The following is a 21,879-nucleotide window of genomic DNA, read 5'->3' as shown; positions in this document are numbered from 1 at the left end:
ACTACGGGGGATGGACAGGAGAGATATGAGGCAGTTACGTTGGAGCGTCACCCCGGCTCTAAGTATGCTCGCGTGGTTTGCAATTGGGTGTGGCAATGCCATCCCGCTAGCGTTGCCGGGAGGTCTATCCACAAATTCGGCTATTGTGGCGCAACCGCTTAACCTCCAGGTTGACGACGGTCTGCCCGCCTCCTTTTCAGTCGTAGCCACGGGCATCGGACCGTTGAGCTATCAGTGGAGACAGGCCGGCAATCCGATAGAAGGCGCTAATGCACCCATGTTCTCGATCCCGAAGACCATCTTCACTTACAACACTGGTGTTGCGTACAGCGTCGTTGTATCCGACAGCAACGGATCTCAGGTGGCAAGTCGAGCTGCGTTGCTCACGATCATTCCGAGGGCGCCGATCATTACAGAAGCTCCTCTTAGTCGCACAGTCGTCCCAGGCTCCTTGGCTACCTTCACCGTCGCCGCAGCAGGCACCATCCCCCTCAAGTACCAGTGGAACTGGAATGGCAATGTTATCCCGGGCGCCACGGCTCCGTCTTATACGACTGGGGCAGCTACGGCGGAGAACAATCTCGATCGCTATACAGTGACGGTAACGAATGGCGCTGGTCAGGTCGCAACCACCATTCCCGCCACCCTGACCGTGGGCGCGGTCGCTCCTGCCATCCATGTAGACTGCAGCGAAGACGATGCCACCGTCGCCCATCAAGTGACGTACCGGCGCGGGGTCGTCGAGAGCGTCGATCTTAGCAACGCACCAGCGGCAATCGTCAGCAATGTCGCTTCAGACGTTCAATCTTCGAGAGTAAACCTCCTCAACGCCACGCTCGACCAGATGAATCAGTCAACGGACGCAGGCCTGTTCGATTATCAAGCGCAAACGCTTACGCCAAGTGCCACAGGCAACGCTCCTCTCTCGCAAACCCTGCAGATGCTCAGAACGGTCCTCCCATCCGAGGCCACATCGAGTGCGCTGCAATTCAGCGGCACGCCTTCTGTGCTTCCTGTAAACAATCTGGACCCGGGATACGAGATCACATGTGGAGCCGTTGGGAACTACTATCCGCTCCCTGAGCCGGGAGCGTCGATGCAGATGGTACAGGACGCCGTGGAAAGCTGGATCGACGATCTCGATTCGTCTGCGCCCGGAACGATTTGGATTGGCACGCAAGAACCTTCGCACACGCTCGGATATTCGACGTCCTTCGATAAGGGATCCGGTTGTGCAGATGTCCCAGCGGCGCAAGTGGATGCAGCGATTTCCAATAACATCCAGCGGTACATCAACTATTGGACACCGATTGCACGGCATCTGCACACCAACCACATCCTGAGTGGAGGTATTCAATTGAACTCAGGCAATAGTAAGTTCTATTCCCCTACTGCAGCGGAGATCATCTCCGCTCAGATGCCACTCGACTACTTTACGATCCAAGATTACGCACCTTCTTCCACGGTGGATCAGGCCCTCTATGGCGCATATCAACTCTTCCAGCAGGATCCCGGCTATCTCGGCGTGAAGGTCATCATTGATCGCTACGGGATCTCTCTGACGGGTAATAAATACGGAACCGCCGCTGGTGTGATCAGCTTCCTTCAAGCCGAAGTTGACCTGATGCCTTTTGCCGACATGCTGCACGGCTATGCGGTGGAGACTACCGGACTACAGAGCACACAAATGGTCACACCATTGCTGCCTCAAGTGATGGCTTGGCTTCAGACTGCCCCGGCCCCGCTGCGACCACTCACGTCTACTACAAGCGATCTGCAAGCTTTCGCGCTCGTACAAAAAGCGCCAACCCCTAAAGCCTACTTAGCCATCTGGAACGTTTCCTCCACATCAACGTCTTATAAGGCTTCGATCGCTTTAGAAAGTCTCGGTGGCTCTTTCACGAACGCAAATCTAAATATCCTACGTGGCAGCGGAAGCAACCTTTCCCCCCTCCACGATCCCAACGTCACTGTAGATGCTAATACCATCTACGACCTCCCCATTGGAGCTAACGAGTTCCTGTTGGTCAGCCTTCAATGAGGAAGGTTGACTAACGCCAACCGGGACTGTCCTATTCGCACCTGAAGTCGAAGTGGACCGTGACTATGGGTCCGCCTTGCTATGTTCGAAGGCCTTTGCGCAAGCTGCCCTCCGCGCGCTGATGGGGACTATGGGGCAATTGTTCCGACGAACACTGTGCAAGCGGTACACCTATATGCAGTGTGGAAGCGTAAAGCTGATCTATGAACCGCAACTATAGCCGGAAACGCCGAGCTAAATAAGCTCGTGCGGCTATCTCCGTAACCTGTGGTCAGTGGATCTCCATGACTCCGGCCTGTCCTCGAGGTCTGGTTGGATCACACCGCGGTTCCTTGATCTAGAATGGTTGTCATGAGGAGCCATCTTGCCATGGCGGAGCTAAAGACCGACCGTGAACCGTTGAGGCTATCGTGGAGTGAAGCAATTTCTGGCACTGAACTGTATGATGGCGAGAATGTGGAGACGTTCGCCACTGATTGGCATTTTCATGAAGGTTGGCAGTTGGTTGCAGTCACGAAGGGTGAGCGTCATTATCAGTTCAAATCAAGCTCTATCGTGGCAAGGCCCGGCCGATTGGTGCTCGTGCCACCACGGCTTGTGCACAGAGCTCAATGTCTTTATAGAGGTAAGACCAGTTTCAAGATCGCAACACTGCCGGCTGTTTCTTTGAGTGTGGATCGTCCTGCCGCACCGATCTCCTGGTCCACCGCGAAAGTCCTGGGTCAATTCATTACTTTTTTTGAGTCACTCAAGTCTGGCGTGAACTGCGAACCGCAGGTTGATGTTCTCCCTCGACTGGAGACCATCCTAGGCGAGAGCGGTGCGAGAAACGCACTGGTGAGTCCTGCACCCCCAGCGTTCGTGTCGCGGATGCAGTCCTATCTTTCACACTCACTTGCGAAAGTCCCATCCCTCGATGCTCTATCCTCTCTGGCAGGTGTAAGTCCGTACTACTTCGTCCATGCGTTTACGAGGCACATCGGTTTATCGCCTCTGGCATTTCACACTCGTGCTCGTCTCATCCAATCAAGAAAGTTGATTTCGGAAGGGTGGTCGCTTGCCGATACCTCTTTGCATCTGAGATTTTCCGACCAAAGCCATTTTGGAAGACAGTTCAGAAGGGTTTACGGAATGACTCCCGGCCAGTATCAGCATAGAATCGCGACGGGTGTAGTTCCTAGGTCCTAGACTGATCGTTTGCACGCAACCCGCCGCCGCGATATTCGTGAGCGCATTGCCGAAGAGTTCTGCTAGCGTGATCGCGAGGCCATTCTAGATCGCCTTTGTAACTCCGTCTGAGAATTATGCATGCGGAGGAAAATAGCAAGACAGGCCCTACAACGCTCAAGTGAAACGCGGCATAATCTGTCCCTACGACGAACATCTGGCTCCCGGCGCGCACTCGCTCTTGGCAGCATGGCTCACTCATTGTTGCTCACAGTGCTACAGGGGCGATCGAACCTATAGATAGCTGCCACCCGGGTTTACTCGTCGCGATATCTATTGGCAGATGCGCCTGGTCCCCGCGCCTCAAGCGGAGTTGAGAGCAGCGCTGCAACTGACCGGCAAACTCAAAGCGTCGGGTTCGCCCTGATTTCGCCATCGGCCTTCTGGACACCACCACCCGCATGAACTCCTTGTTGTTCCTGCCTTTTATTCTGAAAAGCGCTTTCGATGGGCAAAGGCGGGCAGCCAGAAGAAGTTGCACGCGCAATCCTGTGGCTGGCAAGCGCCGAAGCCTCCTTCATTAACGGCGCATTCCTTGATGTCACTGGGTGACAGCTGACCGCCGGAGTGAGCAGCTTTCGTTTCTCCTATAGTTTACGGAGAAAACATCCGATTGCCGCTGCGGCAGTGAGCGTTTCAGTACACGATACCCACTGCCACCATACCTCACGGGTATAACCCGAAACTTACAAGGTCAACTACGCCGTGTCGGAGTGTGAGTCTAAAAGACCAGACTGTGCTGGAAGATCTTTCAAGGAGAAACATTTTGTTGTCAAGAAAGAGCGTCGCGGGCATGCAGATACTTCGGCTTAGTAAAGGCGCGTGAGCAAGTGGTTGTTGGCAAGGTCTTGAATGAAGCAAACGGCTCCGTATCGGCACAGGGTGGAGAGGTCACTTCCGAAATTCCTCGCAAGTCGGTTCCCGAGAGTAGACCAGCGCGCCCGCTCCGGTCGAGCTACCAAACGCGGCCTCCGACTCAAACAACGTTTGCCCAAACTACGCGTCCTCGCTCTTGTCTGTGCATAGCGAGCGCGGACTGCTGGAGCTGGCCAGTGACTGGAACGATCAATATCTGCATATCGTTCTACGAATCTGAATTATTTCACCCACAAGCGCTTAGAGCGACCTCCATTTTGTGTACCAGTCGAGAGCCCGCAGAGAATGCATCGGGGGTACCCACTGCCCCATTATGCGCTGGGTGTTCTTCGCAGTTCCACAAAAAGAGAAGAAGAGAAAGGCAAGCTTAAGGAACTCGTGAAAGGAGTGAGGTAGATTCATGCATAAGTGGGTGACGAAACAACCGCTTGTAACCTTTTGTATTGCCGCATCAGTGTGGGTGGGCTTTCTTTACTCAGGCGTTATAAATGCACCGTTCCAGGACGACGACATAAGCCTGATCGCGAACAACTCCATTCTTCAGTCATGGCATGAGGTTTGGCTGAAGCGTCTGCTGACCCCGTTACCGCTCGGTATGGGACTGTCGATTAAGGGAGAAGCAACGTATCGCCCAATGGTATGGATCCTGCTGGCCATTGAAAGACACGTGTTTGGGGACCAGCCGGGAGGGTTCCACCTTACTGGTATCTTGCTTCATGGGATAAACGGTGTGCTGCTTTTTGTGCTGCTGCGCCGACTGGGGATGCGCTCGCTTTTTGCTGCAGTGGCGAGTTTGATTTGGCTTGGACTGCCCATTAACAGTGAAGCGGTGGCCTGGGTGAGCGGCCAGCCCTATCCGCTGTGCATGGTGTTTCTTCTCTCTGCTCTTGTGCTGGGACTCAGGTTTGTGCGATCTGGCGGATGGGGATGGCTGCTGGCTTTTACGATTGCAGCTTTATTGGCGGATTGCTCTCATGAAGAGGGCCTTCTGCTAGTGGTGCTCGTTGCTTGGGGATATGTTCTGCTGGACGAGAAACGACCGTGGCATCGCTGGGTCTCGCTTGCAGGGGCTGGGCTGTTGGCGGCTATATCATATTTTGCCTGTGTTGGGCAGTGGGTACCCGTGCTGGTAAAGGTCCGCATCACTTTTGGAATGTTGCTGAAGTATTTTGGCGGTATTTCCAATTGATCGTATTGCCCATACACATGAGTATCGAACGCTCCACGAGTGTTCCTGGAACAGCTTTGACGAGCGGAGCTATCATCGCATGGGCGGTTCTGATCTTTCTGATTACCGGCGCGATCCATTTGCGGCAGCGGATTCCCGCGCTCACCGCAGGGGTTGCCGTGGTTTTCGTTACGCTTTTACCCTATTACGGATTTATCTATATCTACCAAGGCATGGCGGAACGATACGTTTATTTCGCCTCGATTGGCTTTGCAGTTGGCCTCACAGGGACAGTCGCTATCCTGCGCCCCGCTGCACGACAGATTGTTTTTACGTGCCTTATCATTTGGATTGGCTGGGGAGCATGGAGATTGATGGCGAGAGTAAAAGACTGGCAGAGCCCACTCGCGCTCTATGGTCATTCGCTTGAGGCTACTCCCAACAGTGCATTGACGAATCTGAACTATGGAGTGGCGCTGTACCAGGTAGGTCGCCAGGCAGAAGCGGAGAAAGCATACAGGCGCGTGATCGTGCTTGCTCCAAAGAATGCACAGGCCTACGTTGATTTGGAAAGTCTTTACATCGAGGAAAGACGCTTCGAGGAAGCGATCGCTATGTATAAGCGAGCTATTGCAATTGACCCCAATGATGCCACCCCCTACTTTAATTTGGGTGTGATGTTCCAGGAGCTGGGACAGGACCAAGACGCACTCGTCTTCTATAAAAAGGTGTTGCAGCTCAATCCCAACGATCCGAACACGTTGCTCTACCTGAACAAGTTGCGTTTGACGAGAAGCGGGGGATAGGTCGTTCTGGCCGACTAAACCAGAGCCTACCGAACCCAAGCGAGATCAAAAACCACCAGATGTAGGCCCCCTTTGAATCGGCCGCCGATCGTCGGAGCAAGCTAGAACAACGGATGCACCTACAAGGCAGTTCAACAGCTCCGTTAGCGGTTTTCGTATCGCTTCATTCAATTCGTATTCCACATGCAAGCGCGAATCACTTAGATCTCGACGACTAATGATGTCAGCCTCCTCCAGCAAACGGAGACTTGCGGTGAGTCCCTTCTTCGAAGCAGTGGGGATTGCGCGCCTTAGTTGGCCAAGTCGCACCGGATCTGCGATGACTCTACAGAGAATATGGACTGTCCACTTCCGGTGCAGAATTGCGAGTACCCTAACAATCGTCTCCGCGTCTGTAGCGAGAGCAACTGCCATGATGCCTCCCCCTAACCTCAATACACGATACGGCTGATTGCGCTATGAAGCCGATGCCACCGCACTCTGCTCGAATTGTCCGCGACCGTACTAGGCTGGTGAACAAGTCTCTCGTTCATGAGAACACTCGTTTCTTTAGATACATTTTGTAAGGCCATCGTCGAGACCTTTTGGGTCTAACCTGATGCGCGCCGGGTATGGCGTGAGGACATAGTCTGTTTGCACCAGGAGCTTGGCCGCCGTCGGCAACGAAGGGCTATGAATCTAAACTATATTCAAACCGCGCAAATGTATTGCCGTGCCGCTCCGGTTTTGGTCTCAAGCAGACTGCCCGGCACTGGAGCACCCCCACATGTGCCACAGCAATCGTTTTGTTCGACCCTAGGTCCAAGTTCAACACCGAGACCATACGTGAAATGGGACAGGAATGTCACTTAACGGAAAACGGGTTGTTGTGATGGGTGGTGCGACCGGCATCGGTTTTGCCATTGCAGAGCTCGCTCACAATCAGGGTGCATCTGTTGTTGTTGGTTCTAGCAATGAAGAGAAGGTCCGAACTGCTTCTTCGCGTTTGCGGGATGCGACGGGCTACGCTGTCGATCTTCGAGATGAAAGCAGCGTTAGAGATTTCTTCAAGCAGGTAGCTGAGTTCGATCATCTTGCAATTACAGCAGGTGACTGGGGCGGACCAATGTTCGTTTCCGTCCATGACCTTGACCTGAAACAGGCGCAGGAACTTCTGTCAGTACGTTTCTGGGGTGCCCTTAGCGCGGTGAAGCATTGTTGCCAAACGATCGCCCGGAACGGTTCGATCACGCTAACAAGTGGCATGATTGGTCACCGGCCAAGGAAGGGTGCGCCGATTATGGCCGCGGTCGGCGGAGCGGTAGAACACCTGACCGCGGGCCTCGCTATGGACCTCAACCCCGTGCGGGTTAATGCTGTGAATCCGGGGTACGTCCTTACAGAGCAACTAAAGCGACTCCCGGAAGCAGCGTTGCAATCAGCGGTGGCGAGCTTGCCCATTCCCCGCGCCGCGACTCCACAGGAAGCCGCCCAGGCCTATCTTTACTTGATGCTCAACAACTACGCCACAGGCCAGACCCTATCCGTGGATGGAGGAGGATTGCTGGTCTGAAGTGCGAGATGAGCAAGAGAAAAACATTGGTCGACAAAGTTGTGCAAATTACCGGACGCAGCACAGGATTTAGATGAGCCGCGGCGGAGGGCTAGCGCAGCGTGGCTATCGCGAGATTGCGACTATGCGCGAGTGCGCGGTCCGAAAGCGGTCCGTGGCCGACGATTTACGAGCGCTTTCGGAATGCATTGGCTGGAATATGGATGTGGATGTGTTAGGACATGGATGTCACGGGGAGGCCCCCGTGAATCATGCAATGCAACAAGCACTGGATCGAACCGGGCGTGTAGACGTGGTCGTCAACGATGCCGGCATTGCTACGGTAGGCATCACCGAAGCCTTTACTGTCGAGCAATTCCAGCAGGTATTTAAGGTCAATCAGCTTGGGGTGTTGCGGGTCAATCGCGCCGTGTTGCCAGCCATGCGACGTCAGCGAAATGGTCTGCTGATTCACGTGAGCTCTGCTTGTGGAAGAGTCGTCGCCCCAGGGCTCGCACCATATCATGCGAGCAAGTTTGCCTTGGAAGCAGTAGCCGATGTGCTTCGCTAGAAGCTTCCGAATTTGGCATCGACTCAATTCTGGTGGAACCGGGGAGTCACAGCGGAACCGCGATCAATGAGAAAGCAGCGTCCCGCGCCCCTGCAGATCACGATCGAGTAGCGGTCTACGGATCTACATCTGAAACAATCCATTGGATCGGGGCCCTCCTCGAACAAGCATTTCGTCGTCGTTTCTCGTTCGCAGCTCGGAGTGGGTGATCCGAAACTGCCCGGAGGCCAGGCGGGCCCCTGAACCTTTTCAGTCTCAGTAGATATTCGTTGGGTATGCTTGCGAGAGTTATGGTTGTTTCAGAGAGGGCGCATCTGATCGCGGTTCACTTGCCTCGATTTTATTGAGATATGCAATGGCTTTCAGTGGTTATTGCAAGTCTCGCCGTCGCGCTTGATCAATACTGTTGGGAGGGTCCTTTATGAAGTGGCCAATCCGCTTCGCGCTCACTGCGGCAGCGTTGTCAGTCATGCTTTCCGTTGATGTTTATGTCGCAGACGCACAGCAGAGGCGTCTTAGTGCAGACCAGGCCCAGATTGTCAGTGCTGTGAGTGCCGTTTACCAAGCTGCTGCCGAGGATGATTTGACCAAGTTCCATGCGGTGGTTGCGCCTGGTTTTTACCTCTACGATGCGGGGAAGCGACTCGATGGAGACAAGATCATGAGTCTGATTAAGTCAGCACATGCTCAGGGACAAAAGTATGAGTGGAATGTTACGGAACCCGATGTACACGTGATCGGTAACACGGCTTGGATCGCGTATGTAAACCAAGGAAGCATCACCGATCAGTCGGGAACTATAGCCGTCATGTGGCTTGAGTCCGCCTTTCTTCAGCGCACGGCCGGCATCTGGAAGATCGGGTTTATGCATAGTACTCGCGTTCCAGCAAATCCACCCCCTTCCAATTAATTGAATTACCAGCACCAAACATTATGGCTCACACGCCTAGGCTTGACGGATGCAAGCTGAACCAACGAAGACTTCGGTTGATCGATTGCTCTACCCTCTGGTCCCCCTGCAAACCGCCTGCGCCATTCAGAAGTACATTCGCTCCTGTCCCGGCTTCCTTCGAAGCCTGTGCAGTCATCTTGTCGTTCGCTGCGGAGACCTCGACTGCTGCAACAGATTCACTTGTTCGTGCGACCCGAAGAGGATCAAGAAAATGAAGAGACTTCAAGAAATCGCGTGGATGAATTGCTCTACTTCTAAGTTCTTCGTCCCGGCAGCGTAATAGGACTGAACTCAGCTTCGTAAGAAGCTGGCACTTGAGTCATACTATTTGCGTCAAATGGCGGACACAGCAGCCCGGCGACATTAAGATGTTCGACACTACTATGGTCTTAGAAACTCCACGATGGATGGCCGGGAACACAAAGGGCTATTACCGAGGGGTCTGTCGCCGGCATTACCTCAGCAGTTTTCGGTCACGAAGAGCCTTTTGAGAGAACGAACCCCTTCGGCATTGGCTTAATACCGGGTATATAACGAGAATCTGTCCTATTTTTCCGCGGCTGGCCCAGCCGGGCTCTCGCTATAGTGCACGTCTGCTCATCTATGGCGCTGGATTCACATCATCGAGAGCCTCGGAACTGGGTCTCTCCGACCTCACTCACTTACAAGGTAGACCGCCGGCGCATGAATGATCATCTAGGGTTTGGGATGCAGTGACAGTCCGCTTGTATCTGTTAGCTTCAACTCCATCCCCCATCCATAGTGTTGCGTGTTGCCTGGGAGATTATCGTCTAGCGCAATTGATATTTCATTCTTCCCCCTTTTGAGGGGTAAGCGAAATGTTCCGTTCATCAAGGAGATTCGTTCGTCTGCGGTCTTCGCCGCCGGAAGACCATCAATGTTCCTGCCAGCGAATACAAGGGTGCCGTTCACGTAAACCCAGATTTCGCGTACCCAGCCGATCTGGACCGTTTTCCATTGTGGTTTGTCGGAGTCAAGCGTTGCTTTTGCCCACGCCAAAGAGATCACCGAACCGTCTCTTGCCGATCCAACCTCATGCGAAAAGTTGACCAGGCCTTTCGTCTCAGCCGTTACGGTTTTCCAATCCTTACCGTCTGAGGGCATCGACGCATAAGGCGGCTGTACTCCCATCGGAGCATCCAACTTTGCGTCATGAATGGAGGGGAGAACGGACGCCATTGAAATCTGCCAGTGACGGAGAAAACCGTCTCTCCGTTCCGGCGTGACTTGGGCCCGGGCCGAAGATGGTTTCCCGGGCGTGATCACAAGATTCGCATACTTTGCCGGACCTCCGAAAGTGAGTCCACCCGACAGCGCACCGCCTTCCATGTGATCCACGCGGAGTGTCGGCTGGCTGGAGCGATCTACATAGACAAGCATCGTCCTCCCCAGCACCACGACTCTGAAGTGATTCCAACTTAGAGTCCGAATCGGTGCGGAAGTCTGGTATTCCGGGAATAAGTCCCATTCGAACGCTCCATGCTCAAGCGGCATATACTGCATGCAATCCGAAGAAGCGTTGCAATCCTTTTGTGGGCGGAAGTAGAGAGCCTCGGCGTTTTCTCGATTTTGTGCGCGAAGTCTCATTCCGAGAATTCCGTGATCTGGCATGTACATATCAAATTCGATAGTGCCGTTATCAAAAATCAAGTCTTTTACATCGACGGGGCCCTTGCTGATTTCAAGTACGCCGTCGGGAGCATTATCGTCCGCCGTGAATGTGGCATTGCCATCAGAAAGCCAATGATCGGCTTTCATGGGAATACGGATCGTCGTATCGGCGAGGCATTTCCGCGGAGCGAAGAGCGCAAGAACAAAAAGGAGTTGGCACGAACAAACGAAGCGAAGGAAAGAAGCAAACGCTCGGGAGCGCGGCAGGTGAGTACTCCGTTCTTGCGGTTGGGTTAGGTTTGGCATATCTTTGCGAATCTCTTTATCTCTCAAGATCAAATTCTTACTTGGCAGAACGTTAGCGACCTCCCCTACAAAGATCGTTAGGTCGCAGATAGCGTCTCCAAAATTGTTTCCGGATGTGCCAGATGCGGCAAGCAATTATGCGACCCCAATTGCCCGGGCTGCATGCGCGATATCTCGTACAAACGAGCCTTTCTGTCCGGGCCGATGAAAAAGAACCAACGGCGCCCGGCGCGGCGTGGGCGCAAGCCGCCTTAGCACGAGTCTCCTTCCCACTACATGAGCCATTACGTCATAAAGAAGAGCTACGCCCCTGCCGGCTTCGACGGCGGCAAGCACACCGTCGTCGCTATCGTGCTCCTCGACAACATCGTATGAAGAGCCATGAACTGACAGGACATCTTTTATGTAAGCGTTGAACCACGGGTGCCTTGTCTGAGTCAGGGAGATGATGGGCTGTTGAACCAACGCCTCCATGGACACCTTTGCGAGGTCGACAAAGGGATGATGCTTCGAGACAGCGGCAACGAGACCATAGGTATCAATCGGCGTGACTGTGAACTCATTGAGGTGCTGTACCGTATCGCACACGGAGAGACACAAATCGAGTTCTCCCCGACGAAGGCTTCGGATCATCCGCTCGGTCGTCATAGTACGTAACTCGATCTTGGCATTGCTGTGCAACCTGTGTGCCTCTCGGAGGATGTTGGGGAGAGCAACGATGGAAGCTGCTGCAGAATGCCCGATGCGGATCCGAGCGTCGTCTTGTTGCCCGGCTCGTTTCGCGAGCGCTGACGCATCTTCGACGCGCTCGAGGATGCCACGTGCCTCATGGAGGAATACTCCTCCTGCTTTCGTGAGTCTTAGCATCTTGGGACCGCGATCGAATAGCGGAATTCCGACTGCATCCTCAAGGTATCGGATCTGGCGACTCAATGGTGGTTGCGAGATATGCAGTCGCTTCGATGCCCGGCTTATATTCTCCATTTCCGCCACTGCCACGAAATAACGCAAGTGCCTCAATTCAAAATCCATCTCGAACCACCCCTACACAATTGCCATACGCACCGAGCAGTTTCCTGTGACGCTGGCGGGCTGCAACATTTGCGATTGACGCCACTGTCATAACAACGCTCCCGATAGTTATTGCTAAACGGCTCGCTTGTCGGCCATCGCCGTTTGGCTAGAACAAGTATCGGACGACGTTTCGATTAGGATCTAGAACGATCTTGCTACAAGCGGGAAGAATGGGATTGAAGGATCAATCCCATCGTTGGTTCTCTTCTCAAACCAGACTATGATGTCCCCAATTCATCCTCCCGGTCTGACGAACCGTTCAGAGCCATATGGACAGCTTGTAGCGACTGTGGGTGACTCTATCTGACAACTAGCCCTTATCCTCAGAGTATGAGAACCGTGTGTGCCTTGCGGGTATGAGGAGCGACTTATAAGGTGGGTGCAGCTTGTCTCATGAGATGAATCTCAGCTTTACACTATCTTTCTCAAACACGACGCTGCTCTCAAGAGCAATGTTAAGTAACCTGAGACCGAGAGGTTGTGGCACACGTGCGGAATCACGAAACAGACGTGCAAGAGCCTCCGTATGAGAAGTGGAGCAGTCGGTCCCAGCACTGGCGAGGTCTGTCTGCTGAGACTGCGGAGAAACTTGGCGGGTCTGCCGATACTCCCGTGCAGCGAGGAGAACGCCTGCAAACGGTCGATGTGCTCCGCGGCTTTGCCCTGCTGGGAATCCTACTACTGAACATTCAGGACTTTGCTGGGTATGAAACAATCACTGGCTTTCCGCCTGATCTGGTTAGACCCGGCTTGAGTGGCTGGCAAGCGTTTATAGACTGGGGGATTGTGACGTTCAATTGGCTTTTTGTCCAAAGCAAGATGCGCGGTCTCTTTGCTATGCTTTTCGGTGCAGGTGCGGTTCTCTTGACCGAACGCATCGAGATGCGCGGCGGTAGGAAGCGTTCTGCAGCAATCTTTTACAGGCGCAATCTCTGGCTTCTTGTCTTTGGTCTTTTCCATGGCATGCTGATCTGGTCTGGCGATATTTTGTTTGAATATTCCGTTGATGGTCTAATGTTCCTCTATCCTCTGCGACGGCTCTCCGCGCGCAAGCTGATCGCGGTGGGGCTAATCCTTTGGATCGGTTGTGGTCTCTTCACTCGCGTCAGAAGAGTGGAGGTACAGTTACGGAGTAATGCAGATTTGATCATCGCCAAGGCTGCGGTGAATCCAACGACGGAACAAAAGCGCGTGCTGGTCGCTACTGGCGAGAAGCGCCGCGAAGCTGCATTGGCAAAAGCAAACGAAGTAACGCGACTTGAGCGGCTCGGATATCTCGGTGGTTTGAGACACAACCTCGACGACTGGCTTGGGTTTCAGCAATTCATCCTGGCCACGTTCGCGTTCATCGACACCGTGGGCGCCATGATTCTGGGCATGGGACTATACAAGGCGGGCTTTCTGACCAATCGGCGGCCGGCAAAGGAATATCTACTGCTGGCGCTCGGCGGATACGCGGTCACATTTGCATTCGTGCTAACAGGGCTCTGGCACACGCTCCGTGACGGCCTTGGTCCCCTTGTGGTTGCTGTGTGGATGTCGACTCCCGCTCCGCTCGTCGTACCGTGCGCTGTACTTGCAAACACATCTGTAATCTTGCTTCTAATGCGAAGCGGGTCGCTGCCGTGGGCCATCAAGCCACTCGCTGCGGTGGGCCGCACCGCGTTCAGCAACTATATTCTGACCAGCCTGATCTGCAAGTTTATCTTCTCGTGGGGGCCGTGGAAACTCTACGGTCAACTCGAGTTCTACAACTGTTTCCTGATTGTTGGTGCAGTGTGGACTCTGAACCTTGTAATCAGCACGCTGTGGCTGCGCAGCTTCGCCTTTGGACCGCTGGAATGGCTCTGGCGCTCGCTGACCTATTGGAAGCAACAACCATTTCTCTTGCGCGACCTCCGGGCATGAGGCCTGTGACTCAAGGACACTTCGGCTTTTTCCTTACTGTGGTGTCCTCTCCAGCTTGCCTTCATAAGATTCCGGGAGCGCGTTGCTATCCGATTTGTCGGAGTTTTTTCAGTATGTGTGCGCCATCTCCAAAGTCTCCTTTTGCAAGGCTCTCGAATTGCTCGTGTCTGGCACGAAAATTCTATCTACAGAGTGGCAGGAAGCGTTGCTTGAGGATTAAGCTTGATGGATCAGGCTGCCGCCCTATCTGAGAGCGGCCGGCGGCGCAAGCTTGCCTGAGTCAGCGACGGCGACACGTGGATGGGGCCCATCGGCCAGTATCGATTTCCGGGTGCAACAATCTCGTCGCTGCGCCACATCGCCAAAACCCTGATGATCCACAGTCCGAATCTGCCTAAACAGACCGCTGTCGATATAGCACTCGTGATCTTGCTTAACATCAAGGCAGCGTCTACACACCGGGATCTGCCGCCTGGCGCCTTAGACGAATTTCGTGCCATGATCCGGCTTTACGTGGAGAGTAGGTTGCGCTCTACGCTATCAACGAAGAAGCGCGCTTAACCATCATGCTGACGTTGCTTGGGCATAGCATAGTGGCTGAGTTTCACCGTTCCATTGGAAAAGAGCGTCACCTGTAACACCTGATTTGCCAGATCTCCATGTTCTTCGAGGACGGCAAGAATGACCCCGAACGCCAGCTCTGTCGTTCCTTGGGAAGGCCTGCTGGAACATCGATAAAGATCAGTCCCGCATGAAGGGACATGCCCTCATAGATGATCGGCATCCAGGACTTCGCGACGGTCGAAAAGTCTGGGCGCCCCGAGCTATGAACCCACTGTGTCTGGCGACCAATCTTCCTGCGATTAGACGGCCCATACCGTGTCGGTATGTCTTCATACTGAAGAGGTGTAGCAGGTGCTGCGCTTCAGCAAGTTCTGATGCATCTCTTGTTATGTGAGGAACGCATTCGTAATTACACGCCCTTTCTTAGGTTGTCGAGTCGCTAAAAGGCTTGGATATTCAACTTGACGGGCGCAGGCATGATCTCCGATCTTTTGTGCCGTCGCGGGAATGGTTCAAAAATAGGACGCACCCGCTGTCGGGTGCATTCTATCCTTTGTGACCCATCAAGATACCTGCCAAATGAGGAGCAACTGACTCTCACCTTCATGAAATGCTTCTTCCCTATTTTGCTAACTGCCTACTGCGAGACGGTTTGGACGCAGGCTTGAGCATGTAACAGATCCACCGAGGTGCTGATGCCACGACCTGAAGGTACATTCCCCAAATACGTCCTGGGTAACTCCGACCACGAACAACAGCGCCTCAAACTTCAGGCGAGCATTGTGGGAACGTGGACCGAAAACTATCTCTTGGCGGCCGGGCTTGAAAAAGGCATGAACGTGCTTGATCTCGGATCGGGTATGGGGGATGTGACGCTCCTGGCGGCAGAGATCGTAGGACCATCAGGTTCAGTCACAGGCATTGATCGCGACCCAGTTGTTTTGCAGAAGGCAAAAGAGAGAGTGCAAGCTCAGGGACACAGTGCCCCGGTAACCTTCCTTCACTCCGAAATACTGAACTTCCGCCCTAAATCGCAGTTCGACGCCATCATCGGTAGGTACGTATTGCTTTATCAACCCGACCCTTCGAGAGTTCTCAGCCACGCGGCTGCTTTCTTAAGGCGGGGTGGCATCCTCTGCTTCCACGAGTTGTCATTTGGAACACCCGCCAGCAGTTATCCCGCGACGTCGCTATTTGGAGATACCGTCAAGTTGATCGGAGAGGTAATCCGTAGGTCGGGAATCAACCCAGACTTCGGCCTGTTTCTCGCTAAGACGTTCGCGGACGCGGGCTTCTCCCGGCCTACCATCAAAGCGGATGTTCCGGTCGGCGGAGAAGCAGGCTCATACATCTATGGCTGGGCAACAGAAACTGTGAAAACATTGCTCCCCGTCATCGAGACGTTGGGCCTTGGCACGGCTCATGACCTTCAGATTGAGACCCTCGCTCAACGAATGGAAGAGGAAGCAGTGGTGAATCACAGCGAGTTGGTGGGACCTCTTCAAGTCGGGGCATGGCTTAGAACGTGACGCGCGAAGTTTCTGGTGCCATCACATTCTCCCTTTACGCAATCGCCGTACCAGCGGCCAGCAGCGAATAGGACAGAGATCCGGGACCATTGAAATCGGCAGAGTCGTTGCGTGAGATCGGGCAATCACTTCTCCTATGAAACTGTACTCCTTGTTCAAGATTCATTCCGTGTGCCGCGCGCGCAGACCTTTTGGGTCTGCTTGATTACGTGAAAGGTATGGCGTGGCTCGATATGATGAGGGCTCGAGATCCATAGAAGGTTGGGGGCAGACAAGATTGGTAATCCGAGGCGCACTAGTACTCGCAACTGTTTGTTATTCTCTGGTCGCTCCAATAGCGACGCGGTGTGCAGTCATTGCTGCACTTCCGCAATTTCTCCCGGTTGCGCAGGTACCGAAGCAAAGGGATTCACAGCCGAAAGAGGACGACACAGCTAGGGCTTTACTGGACCGAGTCGGCAAACCGGATCAAGCTGTTGTCGAGACCTTCAAGAAGGCGGGGATGCAAGACGTTAAGCCACACACTCTTACGTCGGAGGAGCGTAAGGCGGTCGAGGCCGCGTTAGCCGCGTTGCCGGCGCTCAACAAGCGTGTTCTGGAGCGACACCTGCATAATCTGGCTTTCGTTGACGGCATCCCGGGAGAAGGCACGGGCCTTACATCTCCAAGTAAGAAGACAGGCCTATCTGACATAACGCTGCGAGCAAGTGTAATTGATGAATCACTTACAACATTTCTGACAAACAAGGAGCGACGTGTTTATAAGCAAGACGCCTCAGGAATGACCATCACGGTTGCGGGAACAGGTACAAATGCGCTTACCTACGTCTTATTGCATGAATCGACGCATGTCGTAGATATTAGTTGCGGTATCACGACCACTCCGGGCGGACCATTTGTTCAAAGCATCTGGACGGATTACTCAACTCTGGCTCCGTCGCTTGCAGTTATTACACCTACCACTTACTTCCGCGGCGCCGATCACCTTCCGATGGCGAAGGCTACAAGCCTGTATGACGCTCTAGCGCAAACACCATTCGTGAGTTTATACGCCACGGCCTCTCGACAAGAAGATTTGGCGGAACTAGTAGCGTGGCACGAAATTTATACGCAAGGCGGCGGCGATCTGACGATCGAGCTGCAAGACCCCGGGGGAAAGACCATCAGGCAGTGGCATCCTCTGACGTTTCCCAAGGTGCGGGAGCGTTTTACCGAAGTGGATCAGCTTCTCTCGTCCCAACCGGGCTGTGCAAGTCAGTCCTAGACCTAGCACGACCCGAAACTAGGAGGACACTTGATCTACACAGCATTCTCACGTTTCCTTTTTGTTGCCGTTCTGGCATCCTTCGGAGCGATTCACCTCCAAGTTCTTGGGCAGCAGCCAAGTCCTATACCGGAGGTCGGAAGGATGATCGATATTCCGGGAGCTCACGAGACACCCACTCCTGCGCTCGACTACAAGGTCATCTTTGACCTGAACTCTACAGCTGACAAAGTTGATGATGCAAATCCAGGGTTGACCACGATCGCGGCGCTCGTGAATACCTTCGCGCACTTCGGCGTTGAGCCTGCCCATCGTCACTTCGTAGCCATTTTCCATGGACCCACTGTGGACCTGGTCATGAACGACGAAACCTACCGCAAGAGCCACGCAGGACACGCTAACCCGAACATCACTCTAATAAAAGAGCTCACGGCTGCAGGAGTACAACTCGTTGTTTGCGGTCAATCTGCTCTTCAGCATCATATCGATCTGAAAACAATCCAACACGAAGTGCAGCTGAACTTTTCAGCCACAGTAACGTTGATGAATCTTGAAACGCAGGGATACATAAGGATAGAGGAGTAATTCAGATCATTCAGCCGCCTCTTCAAACAAACGATGTGAGGTCCTGTGAAGGCCCATCTTCCTCAGAATCAGTTCGCTGAGGAGACATTGGGTGTGCGTGCGATGGTAAGCAGCAATGCAATGAATGAGCATCGCGCAAGTGCATGACCTCCCCGCATGCTCAGCAAACAGCCAAGAATGAATTGGTAGTCCGTACTTTGCTCGAAATAAACGACGGGATGTGCAATTGCTTTCGATACTCATGCGCTGGAACGCTTCTCGATGGACATTCCTTGTTTGGACGATAACGTACCTATGTACCCTCCCTGCTGTTATTCAGGCGGAGTCTTTTCATATGAATAAACGTGGAAGCTCTTCGCACGGTCAAGTGCTGGTCGTGCAGGAGAGTTTGAATCGAGTTCTGATCTTTTCCAAGGACAATCCAAGCGAACGTGCAATTGTGCAGGTTGGCGAGAAGCCGCATGAGATCGAGACGTCCCTCGACGGAAAGACAGCCTACGTCTCAAATTTCGGGCTACTCGAAGCGAATCACAAAGTGGGAACGCCAGGAACGACGATTTCTGTTCTCGATGTGGAGCAGAAGAGAGAGCGTACTCGTTTCATACTTCCTTCGGGAGCCACGGCGCCTCACGGTCTCAAGATACGACCGCAGCATGCGACCGAGCTCTTCACAAACACGGAAGAAGGTATAGAAGAGATGACAGTCTTTGACCTGAGCACAGGACACGTCATTCGTACATTTCCCCTGCCCCACGGAGTTCACAACTTCATCTTCAGCGCGGATGGTGCAGACTGCTATGCTTTCACTACTGTCGATAGCGTCATTCGGTTAGACCCAAATGATGGTCGGGTACTCTCGCGAGCAACTGTCCCACATGTGAGAGGATTGGCCTGGACCAGCGATCATTCACATCTTCTCGTTGGATCCCAAGGCCAGATATTGTTATTGGACCCTCAAGATCTCAGTGTCACACGTACTTTCATAGGTCTCCCTGTGGGACAAACGTTCTATCCCGCTTCTAGCCCCGAGGGCAATACGTTCTTCGTGCCGGCGGTGCTCGACGGAGTGCTACTCGTATTGGATGCGAGAACAGGGAGGGTCTGTCAGCGTTTGGCAACGGGAAGCCCCCTCCAAGCGATCTTCGACGGGGCGTATGCCTGGATTTCAAACGTCAAAGTCCCCACTTCTATGCTTCCACCGGGGGCGCCGGAACGCCCCGGCGGACTTGTCCGCTTGAACCTTTCCAACTTTAGCTTCACAGTTATCACGGATACCGAGGATGCCAATGGTATTGCGACGACTCATTGAGTTGAGGTGTGACTGCGGGGCCGGAGACGTCGGATCGGTCTATCGGCTTCGCAAGGAACCGACAGTCTATTGGGCGATGGGATGAACCCAAGCCCGGGCATGTACTAGGTCAACGGTGACGTCGTACTGCATAAGGAAGCTCGTACCGAGATTGCCATCGAGAATGAGGTCCATAAGACGCGCCGAACCAACAAAAGAAGACCCGTTGGTAAGACTCAAACTGATGCGCTGAGGAGTCTTAACGGTAGGATCGAGCTCGAAATTGGAGGCGAGATGTCTCCCGACGAGCACCCATGGGCTTGTGTTGCCTGAGTCAAGCTCAAACCAAGCGATGCCATCGGTGGTATGTACGGGCAGATTGACTGTTAGGGCCATTCCTTCCGCATCACGGACCATATGGATTGGCATGGAGCGACTCAGCTCAATACTCTTTGCTACGGAGCCCGGATCGAGGATCTGAAGGGTGTGATGGACGTACGAGAAGCGGACCGTACAAGATGCAAGCACGTCAAGTGCGATCGTACCATCGATACCACTCATAGAAGGTGGTAGAACTTTGGCTAGATCGAAGACACCGACGGTACCCGGCTCTGATTGAAAGGCGCCTAGGCGCACCACTAAGTTGTCGCAGCGCTGCATATCGAGGCGCTGGCCGGTCATCTGGGCACCGGAAATCAAGCCCCAAGGTTTGCACCCGATCTTGCTGGCAAACTGCGGGGTGATGTTGCTGACACCACTTCCGCTGTCGAAAAGAAAGGTTCCTTCGTGACCGGCGATCGAAGCACGGACGGTTAGAAATCCTCCGCTCAGCGGTTGTAACGGTATCTCTGACGATGAATGCTGTGCATGAAGGTTAGGCGAGGCGAAGAGCAGTAGAGAGGAGATGATTGTAAGGAGAAGTCTCATTGTCCGAGATACGTAACGCATGCGGTACGGGTTCCACAGAGGGGCTGGAAAATCTCGTGTTCTTACGATGGACTTGAGGTTAAACCGCCTATCGTGTCAGAGGCAATCTCGGTAAAGTTGCATCCGAGGTGAACTGCTGAAGATCTTCGCTGAACTGCCGACGCACTTCCGGATCGAGGTAGAACATGTGCCCCCCTTTGTAGCACCGAGTGATGATACGAGACTGAAGACTCGGTCCTTGTCTCGCTACGATCTCCGAGCTGATCGCGCAAGTTGATCGAGAATCGTAGAGGCCGTCTGCAATGAGCAATCTCAAATGAGAGTCGAGGGCCATTGCCTCAGCGGTGTCGGGGGTTTCCTGCCCACGAGGGGATTCGCCGTTGGCGAGGTTCTCATCGTCCTCTCTTTCGAGTTGATCGCCACTTACGTAGGTGCTGAAAAAGCCCTTTTTGTAGTCCCACATTGCATTCGGACCTTGAATCCCGCCATCATCTGGTGAAAAGCCGTTGAGCACATGATCCACATCGATGTACGCCAGATCGGTGATATAGCCGAGATCATGCCGAAGATAGCGCTCCTCCACTTGAATGTTTTCTCTGGGAGACATGTCGGTTGTTTGTCTCATGTCATAGGTATCAAGTACCTTGCGTTGGTCATGGAGAAGTTCCGTAAGAAACTGATGTGGATAGATCATCAGATTGGATCGGTTGATCTCACGCTCAGGTATGCCTGTGAACTCGGAGAGTCGATTCGCGATAGCATCACGTTGCGCATGATCCAGGTCATCAATATGCTCAAGCGCTGGTACATATGTCGACATCACCCATTCATGGACCAGCTGCTGCAACGCGACAGGATCTTTTGGAAGATCCGTTGAGGATTTACCGTGATATTGGGCGGCCAAAGCTTGCTGAACGGTACGTAGTGCGCGCAAGACTATGTCAAGTCTTGCATTGGGAAGCGCTGGACGGCCTGAGATGGCGATGATACCTGCTACCTGGATTCCTTGCTTTTCTAACCGCAGTGCGACTGCCGCAGCTCGGAAAGCACCCCAACTCTCGCCCGCAAGATAGATTGGGTATTCCTCCACGCCGAAAAGCAGCCTCCAGGCGCGCACAAAATCTGTGAAGGCACTCACATCGCCGCGCATCTGGTAAAACTGGTCCGAAAACTCGGACCGCGTGACCCGACTGAAACCTGTTCCCACAGCATCGACAAACACCAGGTCAGTCGATGCCAAAGCCGTATCTCTGAAGTCGACAGTTTTGCCGTTCGCGGCGATCAGTTTGGGTCCAATCGACTCCAGATGCAGCGTAGAGGAAGGAGACCCAGGTCCACCGTTCCAAAGGAAGGTGATTGGCCGCGGCTCAGTCGAAGAGACACAGTAGGCGACGAAGAACATGTTTGCCAGCACCTCATCCGAACCGCCCGCCCGGATTGGGACGCGTCCCATCTGTACGGTATAGGCGAGTGTCTTGCCGTTCGAAAGGGTCATATGACGAGAAACCGTCCGAAGCGTGTCAACCTGAGCATGCGCGAGCACCGAGATGAAGAGAATCGATAGGCATAACAAGCGAAATAAACTTGAACCCATTTTGCCACATGCGCGAAATGCCATGCTCCTCTGCCG

The 21,879-nt window shown here is 53.6% G+C and carries 18 protein-coding genes; 13 read left to right on the top strand and 5 right to left on the bottom strand.

The genetic code is table 11. The features are described from left to right. Nucleotides 1–25: 25 nt before the first annotated feature. From ACPOL_RS02705 to ACPOL_RS02685, 5 genes are all read left to right on the top strand, one after another. Entirely contained in the window at nucleotides 26–2,041 is a 2,016-nt protein-coding gene (locus ACPOL_RS02705; protein ID WP_150132880.1) for an immunoglobulin domain-containing protein, read from the top strand. 342 nt (nucleotides 2,042–2,383) lie between these two features. Next, complete coding sequence (locus ACPOL_RS35965) at nucleotides 2,384–3,229, top strand: AraC family transcriptional regulator (protein ID WP_114205695.1); 846 nt, start codon at nucleotides 2,384–2,386, stop codon at nucleotides 3,227–3,229. Nucleotides 3,230–3,715: 486 nt separating this feature from the next. Further along, nucleotides 3,716–3,820 carry an SDR family oxidoreductase gene (locus tag ACPOL_RS35960; protein ID WP_201759065.1) on the top strand — a complete coding sequence of 35 codons (105 nt, stop codon included), beginning with the start codon at nucleotides 3,716–3,718 and terminating at the stop codon, nucleotides 3,818–3,820. Between the two features lie 724 nt (nucleotides 3,821–4,544). Continuing rightward, entirely contained in the window at nucleotides 4,545–5,333 is a 789-nt protein-coding gene (locus ACPOL_RS02690; RefSeq protein ID WP_114205694.1) for a glycosyltransferase family 39 protein, read from the top strand. A 17-nt stretch (nucleotides 5,334–5,350) separates the two neighbouring features. After that, on the top strand, nucleotides 5,351–6,118 hold the full coding sequence (locus tag ACPOL_RS02685; RefSeq protein ID WP_114205693.1) for a tetratricopeptide repeat protein: 768 nt from the start codon (nucleotides 5,351–5,353) through the stop codon (nucleotides 6,116–6,118). A gap of 45 nt (nucleotides 6,119–6,163) precedes the next feature. On the opposite strand, the gene ACPOL_RS35955 is transcribed toward ACPOL_RS02685, so the two are convergent. Beyond that, complete coding sequence (locus ACPOL_RS35955) at nucleotides 6,164–6,532, bottom strand: winged helix-turn-helix transcriptional regulator (protein ID WP_114205692.1); 369 nt, start codon at nucleotides 6,530–6,532, stop codon at nucleotides 6,164–6,166. Between the two features lie 427 nt (nucleotides 6,533–6,959). Between ACPOL_RS35955 and ACPOL_RS02675 the strand changes: the two genes are divergently transcribed. The 3 genes from ACPOL_RS02675 to ACPOL_RS02665 all read left to right on the top strand — a co-directional run bounded on the left by ACPOL_RS02675 (nucleotide 6,960) and on the right by ACPOL_RS02665 (nucleotide 9,130). Then, nucleotides 6,960–7,670, top strand: a complete 711-nt coding sequence (locus ACPOL_RS02675; RefSeq protein WP_114205691.1) for an SDR family oxidoreductase — start codon at nucleotides 6,960–6,962, stop codon at nucleotides 7,668–7,670. A 73-nt stretch (nucleotides 7,671–7,743) separates the two neighbouring features. Then, nucleotides 7,744–8,220, top strand: coding sequence for an SDR family NAD(P)-dependent oxidoreductase (locus tag ACPOL_RS02670; RefSeq protein ID WP_114205690.1), 477 nt, complete (start codon nucleotides 7,744–7,746; stop codon nucleotides 8,218–8,220). Nucleotides 8,221–8,641: 421 nt separating this feature from the next. Continuing rightward, nucleotides 8,642–9,130, top strand: a complete 489-nt coding sequence (locus ACPOL_RS02665; RefSeq protein WP_114205689.1) for a nuclear transport factor 2 family protein — start codon at nucleotides 8,642–8,644, stop codon at nucleotides 9,128–9,130. Between the two features lie 738 nt (nucleotides 9,131–9,868). Here the strand turns inward: ACPOL_RS02665 and ACPOL_RS02655 are convergent. Continuing rightward, complete coding sequence (locus tag ACPOL_RS02655; protein ID WP_150132879.1) at nucleotides 9,869–10,951, bottom strand: hypothetical protein; 1,083 nt, start codon at nucleotides 10,949–10,951, stop codon at nucleotides 9,869–9,871. Nucleotides 10,952–11,245: 294 nt separating this feature from the next. Beyond that, nucleotides 11,246–12,142 carry a LysR family transcriptional regulator gene (locus tag ACPOL_RS02650; protein ID WP_114205686.1) on the bottom strand — a complete coding sequence of 299 codons (897 nt, stop codon included), beginning with the start codon at nucleotides 12,140–12,142 and terminating at the stop codon, nucleotides 11,246–11,248. 522 nt (nucleotides 12,143–12,664) lie between these two features. On the opposite strand from ACPOL_RS02650, the gene ACPOL_RS02645 reads away from it, so the two are divergent. The 5 genes from ACPOL_RS02645 (at nucleotide 12,665) to ACPOL_RS02620 (ending at nucleotide 19,343) form a co-directional block, all read left to right on the top strand. Further along, on the top strand, nucleotides 12,665–14,092 hold the full coding sequence (locus ACPOL_RS02645) for a DUF418 domain-containing protein (protein ID WP_236657183.1): 1,428 nt from the start codon (nucleotides 12,665–12,667) through the stop codon (nucleotides 14,090–14,092). Nucleotides 14,093–15,351: 1,259 nt separating this feature from the next. Further along, nucleotides 15,352–16,185, top strand: a complete 834-nt coding sequence (locus ACPOL_RS02635; RefSeq protein WP_114205683.1) for a class I SAM-dependent methyltransferase — start codon at nucleotides 15,352–15,354, stop codon at nucleotides 16,183–16,185. A gap of 502 nt (nucleotides 16,186–16,687) precedes the next feature. Further along, nucleotides 16,688–17,449 (top strand): hypothetical protein, encoded by a 762-nt coding sequence (locus ACPOL_RS02630; RefSeq protein ID WP_150132878.1) that lies wholly within the window; start codon nucleotides 16,688–16,690, stop codon nucleotides 17,447–17,449. A 144-nt stretch (nucleotides 17,450–17,593) separates the two neighbouring features. Next, complete coding sequence (locus ACPOL_RS02625) at nucleotides 17,594–18,034, top strand: DsrE family protein (RefSeq protein WP_236657182.1); 441 nt, start codon at nucleotides 17,594–17,596, stop codon at nucleotides 18,032–18,034. A 334-nt stretch (nucleotides 18,035–18,368) separates the two neighbouring features. After that, nucleotides 18,369–19,343, top strand: coding sequence for a YncE family protein (locus ACPOL_RS02620; RefSeq protein WP_114205680.1), 975 nt, complete (start codon nucleotides 18,369–18,371; stop codon nucleotides 19,341–19,343). 66 nt (nucleotides 19,344–19,409) lie between these two features. Here ACPOL_RS02620 and ACPOL_RS02615 read toward each other — a convergent pair whose 3' ends face one another. Both ACPOL_RS02615 and ACPOL_RS02610 read right to left on the bottom strand, forming a co-directional pair. Beyond that, the gene (locus tag ACPOL_RS02615; protein ID WP_161557150.1) at nucleotides 19,410–20,249 is read right to left on the bottom strand and encodes a pepsin/retropepsin-like aspartic protease family protein; all 840 of its coding nucleotides are present in this window, start codon (nucleotides 20,247–20,249) and stop codon (nucleotides 19,410–19,412) included. Nucleotides 20,250–20,337: 88 nt separating this feature from the next. Continuing rightward, nucleotides 20,338–21,744 carry a S10 family serine carboxypeptidase-like protein gene (locus ACPOL_RS02610; RefSeq protein WP_161557149.1) on the bottom strand — a complete coding sequence of 469 codons (1,407 nt, stop codon included), beginning with the start codon at nucleotides 21,742–21,744 and terminating at the stop codon, nucleotides 20,338–20,340. Nucleotides 21,745–21,879: the final 135 nt, after the last annotated feature.

Source organism: Acidisarcina polymorpha, assembly GCF_003330725.1.
Classification (GTDB): Bacteria; Acidobacteriota; Terriglobia; order Terriglobales; family Acidobacteriaceae; genus Acidisarcina; species Acidisarcina polymorpha.
This window is presented reverse-complemented; position numbering and strand designations above follow the sequence as displayed.

What these genes read in the sequence shown, in the direction of transcription:
- ACPOL_RS02630 (WP_150132878.1), top strand. Translation starts at nt 16,688, where the DNA reads ATGCAAGACGTTAAGCCACACACTCTTACGTCGGAGGAGCGTAAGGCG.
- ACPOL_RS02670 (WP_114205690.1), top strand. Translation starts at nt 7,744, where the DNA reads ATGAGCCGCGGCGGAGGGCTAGCGCAGCGTGGCTATCGCGAGATTGCG.
- ACPOL_RS02635 (WP_114205683.1), top strand. Translation starts at nt 15,352, where the DNA reads ATGCCACGACCTGAAGGTACATTCCCCAAATACGTCCTGGGTAACTCC.
- ACPOL_RS35965 (WP_114205695.1), top strand. Translation starts at nt 2,384, where the DNA reads ATGGTTGTCATGAGGAGCCATCTTGCCATGGCGGAGCTAAAGACCGAC.
- ACPOL_RS02610 (WP_161557149.1), bottom strand. Translation starts at nt 21,744, where the DNA reads ATGACCCTTTCGAACGGCAAGACACTCGCCTATACCGTACAGATGGGA.
- ACPOL_RS02690 (WP_114205694.1), top strand. Translation starts at nt 4,545, where the DNA reads ATGCATAAGTGGGTGACGAAACAACCGCTTGTAACCTTTTGTATTGCC.
- ACPOL_RS02615 (WP_161557150.1), bottom strand. Translation starts at nt 20,249, where the DNA reads ATGAGACTTCTCCTTACAATCATCTCCTCTCTACTGCTCTTCGCCTCG.
- ACPOL_RS02650 (WP_114205686.1), bottom strand. Translation starts at nt 12,142, where the DNA reads ATGGATTTTGAATTGAGGCACTTGCGTTATTTCGTGGCAGTGGCGGAA.
- ACPOL_RS02675 (WP_114205691.1), top strand. Translation starts at nt 6,960, where the DNA reads ATGTCACTTAACGGAAAACGGGTTGTTGTGATGGGTGGTGCGACCGGC.
- ACPOL_RS02685 (WP_114205693.1), top strand. Translation starts at nt 5,351, where the DNA reads ATGAGTATCGAACGCTCCACGAGTGTTCCTGGAACAGCTTTGACGAGC.
- ACPOL_RS35960 (WP_201759065.1), top strand. Translation starts at nt 3,716, where the DNA reads ATGGGCAAAGGCGGGCAGCCAGAAGAAGTTGCACGCGCAATCCTGTGG.
- ACPOL_RS02620 (WP_114205680.1), top strand. Translation starts at nt 18,369, where the DNA reads ATGAATAAACGTGGAAGCTCTTCGCACGGTCAAGTGCTGGTCGTGCAG.
- ACPOL_RS02625 (WP_236657182.1), top strand. Translation starts at nt 17,594, where the DNA reads ATGATCGATATTCCGGGAGCTCACGAGACACCCACTCCTGCGCTCGAC.
- ACPOL_RS02705 (WP_150132880.1), top strand. Translation starts at nt 26, where the DNA reads ATGAGGCAGTTACGTTGGAGCGTCACCCCGGCTCTAAGTATGCTCGCG.
- ACPOL_RS02655 (WP_150132879.1), bottom strand. Translation starts at nt 10,951, where the DNA reads ATGAAAGCCGATCATTGGCTTTCTGATGGCAATGCCACATTCACGGCG.
- ACPOL_RS35955 (WP_114205692.1), bottom strand. Translation starts at nt 6,532, where the DNA reads ATGGCAGTTGCTCTCGCTACAGACGCGGAGACGATTGTTAGGGTACTC.
- ACPOL_RS02665 (WP_114205689.1), top strand. Translation starts at nt 8,642, where the DNA reads ATGAAGTGGCCAATCCGCTTCGCGCTCACTGCGGCAGCGTTGTCAGTC.